The 11,800-nt window shown below is 33.9% G+C and carries 13 protein-coding genes; 9 read left to right on the forward strand and 4 right to left on the reverse strand.

From position 1 onward, the window contains the following. Nucleotides 1-893 precede the first annotated feature (893 nt). Both JJQ88_RS20715 and JJQ88_RS20720 read left to right on the forward strand, forming a co-directional pair. Nucleotides 894-1,148, forward strand: coding sequence for a helix-turn-helix domain-containing protein (locus JJQ88_RS20715; protein ID WP_210367938.1), 255 nt, complete (start codon nucleotides 894-896; stop codon nucleotides 1,146-1,148). A gap of 314 nt (nucleotides 1,149-1,462) precedes the next feature. Further along, the gene (locus tag JJQ88_RS20720; RefSeq protein WP_210367939.1) at nucleotides 1,463-2,035 is read left to right on the forward strand and encodes a recombinase family protein; all 573 of its coding nucleotides are present in this window, start codon (nucleotides 1,463-1,465) and stop codon (nucleotides 2,033-2,035) included. Between the two features lie 152 nt (nucleotides 2,036-2,187). Here the strand turns inward: JJQ88_RS20720 and JJQ88_RS20725 are convergent, their stop codons facing one another. After that, nucleotides 2,188-3,018 carry a GIY-YIG nuclease family protein gene (locus JJQ88_RS20725; protein WP_246861338.1) on the reverse strand — a complete coding sequence of 277 codons (831 nt, stop codon included), beginning with the start codon at nucleotides 3,016-3,018 and terminating at the stop codon, nucleotides 2,188-2,190. A gap of 807 nt (nucleotides 3,019-3,825) precedes the next feature. On the opposite strand from JJQ88_RS20725, the gene JJQ88_RS20730 reads away from it, so the two are divergent. The 5 genes from JJQ88_RS20730 (at nucleotide 3,826) to JJQ88_RS20750 (ending at nucleotide 8,190) form a co-directional block, all read left to right on the forward strand. After that, nucleotides 3,826-4,443 carry a DarT ssDNA thymidine ADP-ribosyltransferase family protein gene (locus tag JJQ88_RS20730; protein ID WP_210367940.1) on the forward strand — a complete coding sequence of 206 codons (618 nt, stop codon included), beginning with the start codon at nucleotides 3,826-3,828 and terminating at the stop codon, nucleotides 4,441-4,443. 13 nt (nucleotides 4,444-4,456) lie between these two features. Continuing rightward, entirely contained in the window at nucleotides 4,457-5,200 is a 744-nt protein-coding gene (locus tag JJQ88_RS20735) for a DarT1-associated NADAR antitoxin family protein (RefSeq protein ID WP_210367941.1), read from the forward strand. A gap of 926 nt (nucleotides 5,201-6,126) precedes the next feature. Continuing rightward, nucleotides 6,127-7,491 (forward strand): SIR2 family protein, encoded by a 1,365-nt coding sequence (locus JJQ88_RS20740; RefSeq protein ID WP_210367942.1) that lies wholly within the window; start codon nucleotides 6,127-6,129, stop codon nucleotides 7,489-7,491. A gap of 67 nt (nucleotides 7,492-7,558) precedes the next feature. After that, nucleotides 7,559-7,714, forward strand: a complete 156-nt coding sequence (locus JJQ88_RS20745; RefSeq protein ID WP_210367943.1) for a hypothetical protein — start codon at nucleotides 7,559-7,561, stop codon at nucleotides 7,712-7,714. 335 nt (nucleotides 7,715-8,049) lie between these two features. Next, nucleotides 8,050-8,190, forward strand: coding sequence for a hypothetical protein (locus JJQ88_RS20750; protein ID WP_210367944.1), 141 nt, complete (start codon nucleotides 8,050-8,052; stop codon nucleotides 8,188-8,190). Nucleotides 8,191-8,684: 494 nt separating this feature from the next. On the opposite strand, the gene JJQ88_RS21755 is transcribed toward JJQ88_RS20750, so the two are convergent. Both JJQ88_RS21755 and JJQ88_RS20760 read right to left on the reverse strand, forming a co-directional pair. After that, on the reverse strand, nucleotides 8,685-9,110 hold the full coding sequence (locus JJQ88_RS21755) for a recombinase zinc ribbon domain-containing protein (protein ID WP_349237167.1): 426 nt from the start codon (nucleotides 9,108-9,110) through the stop codon (nucleotides 8,685-8,687). A 206-nt stretch (nucleotides 9,111-9,316) separates the two neighbouring features. Next, the gene (locus tag JJQ88_RS20760; RefSeq protein WP_210367945.1) at nucleotides 9,317-10,105 is read right to left on the reverse strand and encodes a DUF3800 domain-containing protein; all 789 of its coding nucleotides are present in this window, start codon (nucleotides 10,103-10,105) and stop codon (nucleotides 9,317-9,319) included. Between the two features lie 81 nt (nucleotides 10,106-10,186). Here JJQ88_RS20760 and JJQ88_RS20765 point away from each other — a divergent pair, with 81 nt between their 5' ends. Then, nucleotides 10,187-10,300 (forward strand): recombinase family protein, encoded by a 114-nt coding sequence (locus tag JJQ88_RS20765; protein ID WP_282597742.1) that lies wholly within the window; start codon nucleotides 10,187-10,189, stop codon nucleotides 10,298-10,300. A gap of 233 nt (nucleotides 10,301-10,533) precedes the next feature. Here the strand turns inward: JJQ88_RS20765 and JJQ88_RS20770 are convergent, their stop codons facing one another. Continuing rightward, nucleotides 10,534-10,938: a hypothetical protein gene (locus tag JJQ88_RS20770; RefSeq protein WP_210367946.1), complete on the reverse strand. Its 405-nt coding sequence runs from the start codon at nucleotides 10,936-10,938 to the stop codon at nucleotides 10,534-10,536. A 69-nt stretch (nucleotides 10,939-11,007) separates the two neighbouring features. Here JJQ88_RS20770 and JJQ88_RS21945 point away from each other — a divergent pair, with 69 nt between their 5' ends. After that, a complete protein-coding gene (locus JJQ88_RS21945; RefSeq protein ID WP_481748325.1) occupies nucleotides 11,008-11,211 on the forward strand; it encodes a recombinase family protein in 204 nt (67 codons plus the stop codon). Nucleotides 11,212-11,800 lie beyond the last annotated feature (589 nt).

Consider the following 11,800-nt stretch of genomic DNA (forward strand, 5'->3'; position numbering starts at 1 on the left):
TTTTGGACGGTAAATCCGTCAGTTTTAGGACAATTAATACCGACAATCTCTGGACATTGTAGAACGTCATTAACAATTAGCAGAAAAAACTACTGAAATGGATAATGTCACTTCTTACGCTATATATAGTTTCCTTGGAACAGTAGCCTTTTTTAGTGCAACATTAATCCTGTTATTCATTACATTCGTAAAAAAATAAACAATAGCAAATCAGTTGTGAAGTGAAACATTAGGAAACCATTCTATGAACGGTTTCTTTATTTTTATTTAAGAATCAACATTAAAGTTTAACACAGCCTTTAAATTAAACAAAAAACCCTTTCCAATCAGGGAGAGGTATTTTCGAAAAGACGTAAGTTGCGACAAAGTCTCCTTAACAACATAACACTCCCTAAACCAACTTATAGAAGGCACATCGTCAAATTGTAAGTTATCTACCCTTATTGATTCTTATTCTATGTTTGTAACCTGATTGCATTATTCGATGAAGTTCATCCGATGGATTACTCTTTATAACCGCAGTTACAAAATCTCGGCCTAACGGCAAGCCTTCATGTGAGACATTTCGGATATCAGCCTGTCTGACTACTTCTAAAATACTATTCGTATAGGCATATTCCTTGATGATCCACTTTTCAATTGTGCTTGCTTCATAGCTTTCTACTAAATCGACAAATTGTTGAAGTCTTTTTTATTTCATCAAGAGCATTTTGGACTTTAATTAACTTCGCCATTGTGCATTTTCCCCTCTTCATAATCAAATTCCATTTACACACCTTATATAACTCTCGACAATATTGTGGACAGTTATAGAGTTCCTTTATTTAAACTACAATATAACGTTGGAATTAATAAGGAGTTTAATAAAAACAAGGAAGATAGGTGGGAATATGATGCTAAGAGAAAAGAGTAACCCATTTGCATTATTTCTTTATAATGCTCGGTTGCAGAGAGATTGGAGTCTTCGTGAAGTAGGGAGTATAACTGGACTGGAGCCATCTTATATTAATAGATTGGAGAGAGGGGAAAGAACAAATCCATCGGTCAGTACCATTCATGCGTTGGCATCTGCATACGAGGTAGATTTGCTTAATTTGATTGAATTGGTGATGAGGGTTTTGGAAGAGAAAAAAGAAAATGAGAAATAATCATTTATTTTTAATAAAACCCAAAAGGCATTGGTTAAACAATGTCTTTCCTTTTTTGTTAAGAAAATGATTACATTTAATTCAATTTAAACAAAAACATAAATGTAAACAAAAATGTAACATGAAACGTTTACAAAACAGTTTGCGTGCAGCTGAAAAACAATGCATTGGTTACTCTTTTATTTTTCCGAATCTGCATTAAGTGTCAAAACTTAACACAATTGAGCATGAAAATTATATGCAGTAGCAACATGGCATCAAGCCTAATCACAACTCATGTCCAAAAATAAACTACTAAAATAGGAGGTTTTCCAGTGAAATTCGGGTATTCGAGGGTTTCTACAAAATCACAGCAACTTAACGGTAATAGTATTGAAGCACAGGAACAACAATTAAAGGCAGAGGGGTGTGAGGTCATTTATACCGATGCCTATACTGGAATAAAATGTGATCGACCAGAGTTTCAGAAATTGCTTTCAAAGCTACAAGCAGGGGATACGTTAGTAGTTACCAGGTTAGACAGGCTTGCGAGAAACACCAGGGAAGGAATAGATGTGATTGAGCTTTTATTTAAAGAGAGTGTTCGAGTACATGTTTTAAACGTGGGATTATTAGAGGATACAACGATGGGGAGATTTTTTCTTCAAACACTTTTAGCCGTTAGCGAGATGGAAAGGAGTTTAATCTTAGAGCGAACTTCTGAGGGAAAAGAAATTGCCAAAAGGCATCCTGATTTTCGAGAAGGTCGCCCCAACAAATACTCGAAGAAACAAATAGCACACGCTTTAAATCTCCTTGAAACCTATAGCTATAGCCAAGTTGAAGACATGACAGGTATTAGTAGGAGTACCTTGGTTAGAGCAAAAAGGAAAGCAATCTCTAAATAAATTAAAGTAATTCGTTTTTGTGCTTTTCTAAATAAATGTCGAAATGGTAAGCAGTTTGATATCATTATTGGTATATAAAAGTAAAACTCGCCAAAAGTAATTGGCGAGTCTCTTTATTTGGAATACCTAAAACTTTTTAACTAAAACTCACCTTAGTTAAAGAGGCTGGAATATTTCTCGGTTTTCTTATTAACTTTTTGATATCCTTTTATCACTTTAACAAAGCCACTAATAAAATGTGGATTGTATGGCAATTTAAGTTCTGATAATAAATTATTGGTGTAGTGCCTTCTCTTTCGATCATTTGAAAGTCTCAAAAAAGACTCTGTTCCTTTTATATTATTTAATATTAAATCGGCGACTTTTTGGTAATCACCATTGTTGAAAAAAGGTTTATCCATTAAATTACCTGGCATCCTATTATACCCTTTTGAAAATGAATCATAAGCCCTTATAGCATTATCCTCTAATTCATTTAAAGATGAAAAGGAGGCATTCTCTAAGGGGATTAAACTAATACTGAATGTATCTCCTAAACTATAATCATTATATATTTCAGGATTTCCTGCTGGTTCTTGGAGAAAGTGCTTGTAAGCCCTGTCAAATACGCTATCTGATTGTCCTACGTAATACATATCATGTACAAGATTATGAATAATATAAATGCCAGCGAAATCTTCAATACCCATGTTTTCTCTTGTTTTTTTATTTTTAAGGTCAAGCAACTCTTGTGGAGTGAATTTTCTTATCTTTTGTCTTAGAACATCTAAGTCTTTTCTAACAATTTCTTTGTTTGCATTACGTTCAAACTGGTTTTTTTTTATACGAACATAGTGTGCTGGTAGTGTAAGGGGATCATATTCATAATCCTCACCTTTAATCTGCTTTAACCAACGAATTTCATCATCTGATAGTTTAGAATCTGAATGATGATCGCTACTTAAAACCTTCCTTATCCAATTCAGTTCATCTTCTGTTATCATAAAATCACCTTCCAAGCTTCCAAGGTACTAATATTTCACATTAATTCATGGAAAACTCTATATTGAATTGTCATTTTAAATTACTTGGTCACTTGTAGAAGGACTTCTCAACTGGTCTATTCTCCAATATTTTCATTGCCTTATCTAACTTGTTAATGACTTTTTTCTGTCCCATGTCGGGTACAGTAGTATGAGGTTGTTTCGTTTTCCGCTTTAATGTCCGCTTCAATATTAATACCTTCTTTCCAATACGCATTTTTTAGAAAAAATGTGGCATCAGACTCCTTCTTTTCTCCTTCTGATGAGGTTTAAAGATAAACGTCATTAAACAAAATGGCTTCCCCCGCAGTTGAGAGAAGCCATTTTGATCCTGAAGCTCCGCAAAAGCAAAAAGGATACCTTGAATATAACAAAAATATACCAATATTTTCAAGATGTGAAAAGTTAATTTACATAGTTTAAAAACTTGTTTTATCTTTCTTGTCCACTAAATTAATCCTTTTTCCAAAATCATAGGGTTGATAATATAGTGTGTTTTTACATTCCAAACATTCCACATCACATAATCTATTCTTTTCTGTCAGTGTGTTTTTTTCCTTTTTTGCTTGATCAATGAATCCAGATAGCAATAACACCGTATAAAATTCTCCTTAATTTCATTCTCCCAATTTCTTTTGATATTCCATCCTCTGCTTTCACAGTTTCCCAATAACAAAAACACCCTCAACAGTATAACATACCTACTTTTACCATTTTGTAGTAGAATTGTATTAGGAATCTACTAAATTATTGAAAAGGGGATTTTATATGCAAAACACTGTTAATCAATCTGGTGTGCGATTTCTATTGCACTTTACACAGGCAAGCAACTTATCAAGCATCTTTCAACATGGAATTTTACCTATTGCCGATTTAGATTCAAAAAAATTGGCATACAGTTGGAACGACGCTTATAGGTATGATGGGTGCCATGATGCTTCTTGTTTTTCTATTGAGGTACCAAATTATAAGATGTTCTATAGATATAGGAATGAAAATCCACATTTGGATTGGGTTGTATTAGGTATTAAAAAGGATGTATTATGGGAAAAGGATTGTGCATTTTGTGTTGAAAATGCGGCAAGTAATGCCGTCACTCAAACCCCTGTAGAGTCAAGAAAAGGAATACAGGCATTTAAAAGATTATTTGATGAATTCCCCAATAAACCAACCAGGAAGGCTTTAAATTTAAACCCTGCTACTCCAACCAATCCTCAAGCTGAGGTATTAGTATTTGGGAAAGTTGAACCTTCATATATCTTTTCAGTTGCCTTTGAAAATGCTTTTTTAAGTGATAAATATAAGCAGTATGTTCCAGGTACTGTAAATGTCGAAGTGCAGAAGTGGTTATATGAACCCAGACCTGACTATACACATTGGAGATAAATAAGGAGGAATTATGGCTGAGAGACCAGTTTTTATAAGTAGTATAAAAGAAAGAGGCTATGTAAAAATACAAGACATTGAATTTGAATGGTTTCCTGGTTTTTCAGTGAAACAAAAACAAAGATCAATTGAGTCATTTCATAAAAGCTTCGAGAAGTTATATCCATCCGCAAATGTCTTGGAAATTTCCAGTAAGTCCGATAAAAAGTTAGGTGTAGCGTTAAGTGCATTTAATTTGATGATAAAAACAAAGAATAATAAAGAATTTAGTGTTGAGACTGCCTTTCAAGCAAGCAAAGTATTTGAGCATGGTGGCCCTTTTATGGATTTGTATGATAAGACTTCAAAAGAGGCAAAAAAAGATGAGAGAATTAAAAGCAGTGGAAAGCTATTGTACTTTAAATTTTTTAGTAGAAGATGGGAACTTGAACCAAAGACTATGTTCTATGATTGGTTATACGTTAATGCCTTGTCAAAAAATAATGAACTAAGTAAACAAGTTATTGAATATGATGCTTTTACCGACATAGAGTTTAACCCGCAAAAATCAATTAACTGCCAGGCAAAGTCAGTAGCACTCTACGTTTCACTATATAAGATGAATTTACTTAATAAGGCTTTAAATTCTGTTGAGGATTTTAAGGAAATTGTTTTTCAAAATGAAAACAATGAGGAAGAAAAAAGAAAAGTGGAGGAAAAAAAAGAGGTAAGGACTGACCAACTAAGTATATTTGATGAAATAATAAATGAAAAATAAGGCGTTGTTGAAATTGTAATGGCGATTTTCACTGTTTTTTGTAGGGTTATATCTAAATTTCCACTCTTCTCACCTTGATTGCTTGCAGCAATCAGGGTGTTTCTTTCTTTTTGCTTGATCAATAAATTCAGATATCTCTTCAATTACGCCATTAAAATTTTCCTTAATTTCATGCTCCCATATTCTTTTGATTCCATCCCTCCATTCTAAAGGGGAATTTGGCGATGCCAATTTCTTCATATTTATTTTTCAGGTGTGGAAATTGCGGTATATGCTAATATTTCTCCATATCGTCGTGCTACTTATATATTTTCTCCATATCATCGTGCTGAAACATACAATTAAGTGTGGTGTAGTTTTAAAGGTGGACAAAATCGGTTCCAAAAAAGGTTTTCCTTGCCGTACAAGAAATGGAGAAAAAAAAGAGGGGAATATGCCCAAAAATTTTCACTGTTTCGTCGTGCTGAAGCTTCAATTTATGTTGGATGAGGATGTAAAGGTGGACAAAATCGACTCCAAGAAGGTTTTCCTAAACGGTACGAAGAAATGGAGAAAAAAGAAAGGGATAATTCCAAAAAAATTTTCCCCGTTTCGTCGTGCTGAAATATCCAATTAGGGGTGATGTACTATATAGTGAACAAAAGTGATTCCAGAATAGGAAACGCAAAAAATTAGTAAATTCTACTGCTCCCTTAATTCAGTTCTCAACAGTCGGCACTCTACGCATGAAAACTCTCAGGTAGGACACGCATACATCTTCAATGACTTTTTTAATAGAAACAACCTCAGCAATGTGTGGTGTTGCACTCGACATTATTCCAATTTTAGGAACAAATTACTTACTATTTAACACCTCCGTTTGTTAAAATATGTATAAAGATATTGAAAGAAATATCAAAATATGGGGAAAAGGGAGCGGTGTAAGGATGGGCTACGAAACCTATGTTTCAGAAATAACCTCTGATATAAGAGAATGTTTAAATGAACTTGGTACACAACCAGTATTATTTGTAGGCTCAGGACTTTCAAAGCGATATTTTGATGCACCGAATTGGATTGAGCTTTTGGAAGTCCTTCAAAAATTATGTCCATCAATACCTCATGAAGTCGGATATTATTTACAAGATGGCGTTTCTTTAGAGCAAATAGGAAGTGAATTTACAGACTATTATCGAAAGTGGGCCTGGGGAAACAGAGAAGAATTTCCTGCCGACTTATTTACTGCTTCTGTTCCAAAAGCAACATATATAAAATATAAAATTTCGCAGTATTTTGATTCCATTACACCAAACGGTATCGAAGGTGTCGAATCAGAACATCACCGTAAAGAATTGCAACTATTACAAGAAATACAACCGCATGCCATAATTACAACCAATTATGATAGATTTTTGGAAAATATTTCCAAAGACTATCAACCTATTATTGGTCAAAAGATTTTAAAGCCAGATACAATGTCAATAGGGGAAATATTTAAAATCCATGGCTGTACGACTGAGTTTTCAGGGCTTGTATTCAATAACGAAGATTACGAATTATTCATTGAAAAGAAGAAGTATCTCAGTGCAAAACTGCTCACCTTTTTTGCAGAACACCCTTTGGTCTTTATCGGTTATAGCGGAAATGATAAAAACATCCAGAGAATACTTGCAGATATTGATGAAATCATTGCGACAAATGGCGATCTTATACCAAACATATATTTCCTGGAGTATAACAAAAATTTATCTGAGAACGAATTGCCTCAAAGAGAAAAGGTGCTATTTATCAATAATAAAGAAATACGAATAAAATATATAGAAGCCAAAAATTTTGATTGGGTTTTTGAAGCATTCGGTGCTAACAAAGCATGGGATAATGTACACCCAAAACTCTTACGGGCTTTACTCGCAAGAACTTATAAACTGGTTAGAAGTGATATCCCAAGAAGAAGTGTAGAGGTAGATTTTGAAATTATTGAGAAGGCAGTTAGTGATGAACAGGCACTTCCAAAACTATATGGAGTAGCAATGCTTGATGATCCCAGCCAGTTGAACCTTCAATATCCATTTAACCTTACACAAATTGGTGAACAATTGGGTTATCCCACTTGGTATGGAGCTAACAAACTTATTGCTGAAATAATTCGTAACAAAGGAGTGAACATAAAGGAAACAGATAACAAATATCATGTGTTGATTAAGACTGGAAAAACCGAAATGCATAAATACTCAAAACATGCGTTGGAGCTTCTCAGAGAAGTGAATGAGGGCAAGGAATATACAATTGATTTACAGGGGTTAATAATTTAATATTTCATGATATTTTGAGGGTTTGTATTCGTTTTACTGAAACAACCATAATAAGGAGGGCATTTTCATGAGCCAAATTAAAGATGAGTATGTAGGTACATGTACAAATTGCGGTAAAGAAATTAGAAGTAATGACTATTGGGAATCATTTGATGGTATGGGATGCATGATTTATTTTGCTCTCGTTCATGTAATGATGAGTACAGAGAGGAACACCCAATAGATCACCAGGCATGGAAAGATTAATTGCCATGTGAATTAAGCTCTTTGACATTATCTGATATGAAAATGGCTCAGAATAATTACCTGAGTCATTTTTTATTGTCGTAGCGTCTTTAGGCGTATATGATCTGAATTTTTCCATGCCATCCTTCCCTATGAGATACCAACCATTTTCACTTGAAAATGGACAAAATAAGTTTAAAGAGATACTTTTGCTTTAAAGGATGTTAAGTTGAGACTATTTTATCGATTTTATCCAATTAGAATGGTTTAAGAATACCTTTCTTTTGCTTTTGCAAAGCTTTGCGGAATCTTTACTGGAAAAGGAGTTTAAATATGAAACAGCCTAAACGAAAAGGGAATTTGCCTAAACCAAGAAAAGGTGTTACCACTCGGTTTGTCGGCAAAACTAAAATGGAAATAGAGAATGAAAAAGCGTCGGAAATAATTCGTGCATTCAAGGGTAGTTTTGGATAAAAGAAAACGCTCGACTCATAGGGGGAACGAGCGTTTTCTCTCCATATTGCTTTATTAAACTGTAATTTTCATACATTACCTTTAGAGAAGAACGGGGAACCGTACCATAAATAGAGGCAAAAATTTGTGAAGGTAAGCAGGTTTTTTGTCTATTGAATCGGGTAAAGATGCAGTTTGTTGCTCTTCTTTGCCTGATTCAAGATAAAGTATATGGATAAGCATGAACGTCTTGGATAGGTTGATTTGGGAAAAATCAAAATCAAGTTCAATTTGATTTACTGCTCTTGAACGACCAGTTGAAAATTTGATTGAAATGGCATTGATCAAAAGCTGAAAGAGTAGCTTTTGCTTCTCCCTGGATGAATGTTGAAAGACTTGTATATATGTTTCTAACAGATGTTGAATAATATCATGTGGTATCACCTTAAAGTCAGAAGAACTTAGTTGAATGCTAAGTTCATTTCTCTTTTGCTTTAAATCATTTATCTGCATAGTTAGCTTTTATAAACTCTCCTGTAAGATAGAAACAGGAAACAAGTTTTGCTCGAATGCCTCCATATTCTTTCTTGAATCACATTTGCTTCGGTTAGTTGTAATTGTATCTGTTCTAACTGTTCTTGGATTGTTAAGTTTGATTGAAAGGTTTGCTTATTAATGGATTCAATTGTATTGATAAAGCCATCTGAGTCCTTTAAGAACGCTTTAATACGATTTATGACAGCATCCTCTGCATCATAGGCTTTAATGGAGTTTGCTTTACAAGCAGAAGAGCCTTTGTTGTGGAAATTCCCACATACATAGTAGGGATGCTTCCGTTTGCTTCCATCTTTAAGATTGTAGTATCCTTGCAGCAGTTTTAAGATACATATGCCCGTTAAATTTTCATTATTATGGGGTTTAGTTAATGATAATACCGACAAAAAAATAAAGAGTGATTGAAATGATTGTAAAATTAAGTGTGTGTTGCAAAGATGACAACAGACAAAAAGAAAAGGAGCCCGCGCAGTCGCAGTCCCCTTATCTACTTATAGTATACCCAAATGTATTTACGATGTAAACACAATCTGTGACCATTTAGATATAATTTCTTGCAAATTCCTCGAACAAATTCTTAAGAAGTATGTAATCATCTACACTTACTTTCAATTTCTTCAATAAGTGTTCTACTTATGCCGCTTGGAAATGTCTTTAGACCGTAGCCACTAGGTGACCCAGAAGGACTTTTATAAATCTTATCATAGAAAATCGGAACTGAAGGGTGACATTCTCCCTTTAAATATGTCCTTGCCAGTGGGTATAAGCAAAGGTCAACAATTTGATGACCAGTTTCATTTTCTTCTTTCTTGACAAAATCTAAGCTAGAAATAAATTCAAGTTCAGCAGCACTTACGAAAGAAGTTCCAACAGTTTTTAGGTATTCAAAAGTTTTTAAGAGCTTGGAATTTTCAGCATGATCGCGACTCTCAGCAATAAAACGACATTTTGCATTCGGATATCTTTTTTTTATCAAAAAGAAACTTCTCTCCATAATAAAGGAAAGTGTTAAATCATATGGATTATCAGGATCTACATATTGCTCAGAGTGTTTCAACTTATCAACAAAGGAGGTTACAAAGAAAAAAGGTGCCTCTTGGATAGCTGTATTTAAATCATTGAAGAAATTTTCACGCGTTTCAGGGTGAAGAAGTATGTTAAAGTCTTTTCTTCTGCGCCGAATATCAGTCGAGTGAAGTAAAACATGCCTTTTATTAAAATATTTATATTTAAGATCATCAAATATAGGGTTAATATGTCTTACATAATGATCATACTTACAAAATAAAGCCCCCAGGCCAAAGATGGGATATTCCATATCAATGTGTTGTAAACTATGGTCACCTGTTTCATCAATAAATACTAGAAATTCTTCATCCAATAGGCTCGTCTCCTTATTTAAGCATAAGTATATTATAACAGGAAATTTTACCTATTCACAGGAAGTTACAATCTGATTTCTCTGAAACTGTTTGCAACTTACCTTAACATGCAAGGAGTTAGGACAAAATATGATAAAGAATGGACTATTAACGCTGTTAAGACGATATTACAGAATCAGCTTTACATACTTTAAATCTTTTTCCCGGAAAGAACTAATGGCCGCAGTTATTGATTCCGTTAAATGTTGATTGACTTCATTGGTTGTTATGCTAATCTTTTTGTGTTTTGAGCACTTATAATAAGCTGATTCCTACTTTTGTATTTCTGTGGACCATCTTCTTACCACATTCTTTGCAAACTGGAGTGACATATGAGTGCTCTCTAGATGCAATAATGCTATCAATAAAACTTTGTTCGTTTAACCGTTTAATTATTAAACATTGTAGACAGGATTGTAAGATAGAAATCTTTGAAGTTTGAAATTGAAAACTTAATAATTTCCATAATAGATTTACTACGTTTAATCTCTAATTGATTTGTAATATCATCCAGATTAGATTTTTTCTTGTTGATTTCTTCTTGCTTAGTAACTAATTGATCTTTTAACATGTCACTATCAAGGTTAAGGGTATCATCGTTAAACAAACCCAGGATTGTTACCATTTCATTTGCAGCTATCCTTCTATATCCCCACATGTCTAACGCATATTTTTCAAAGATGTATTTAACAACACTCGCTTCTTCGGGAACTATTGACAGTTCCTTATTATAAGTTTCATATCCGAAAACCCTACCACCTAAAAAGTGTCCACTTTCTGCCTTTTTTTCCATTCCTGATGCTGTTCTGAAGGAAATAAACTCACGCTCAATTTTATTGCCTCTTTTCTAGGTGAATGTAGTATACCTTCACCTAAGGGAAAAACATGGGTCGCATCAATGATTGATAAAATCACCCAGAATGTCTTTTATCAAGGACACTTAACATGGAATGTTCGTAAAAGTCGTTCCAACAGTGCCAGAAAAGATATAGGTCAGATTGAGCTTTTTGAAAACAGGCGCAAAGAAGACAGGATGAAAAGCTGCTCGGACGTTGTCGGGAGGTGAATGGAGCAGTGAGTCAAGAAGGAAAAGTTATTAAGATTACGTTTTCCGAAGAAAGCAATAGAGAAACAGATTTATGGATGTATAGAATCATGGAGAAGATTATCCTGGAACAACTGGAAATGCATCCGACTATAAAGGCCGAACTATATCCCAAACTAGACAAGTAATGAATTAAGTAAACGATGTCAGCTTTATGCTCTGTATTATCAACCACTGTTTCACAATGCTTTAACGATTTTGTAATGGTACCTCTCATCAACTAAATACTGCTTATCTTCACTTTTCACATATCCGAATTTAGCTGGAGGATTCATATTATGAACATCTTGAAGCATGCTTAGTTTTTTGCTCTTGGGTTATTAATTAGCAGCTACTTTCGGTAGATTTATCAATACATTCAGTGCTATATTCTATAGTTTTGTAGTATTAATTAATATTATTGTTAATAACTAAATGTTCAACTTTGGTATTTACAACTTATAAGGCATTGGAAAATGTGTTCCAATGCCCTGTTTATGTGCGCCCGGCATGGGTGCAGTCTATAGGGTGTAAGTCCCGAGCCATGAAGGCAGTAGTAGTGGTTAGCTTA

The organism is Bacillus sp. REN3, from assembly GCF_017912555.1.
Taxonomy (GTDB): Bacteria; Bacillota; Bacilli; order Bacillales; family Cytobacillaceae; genus Mesobacillus.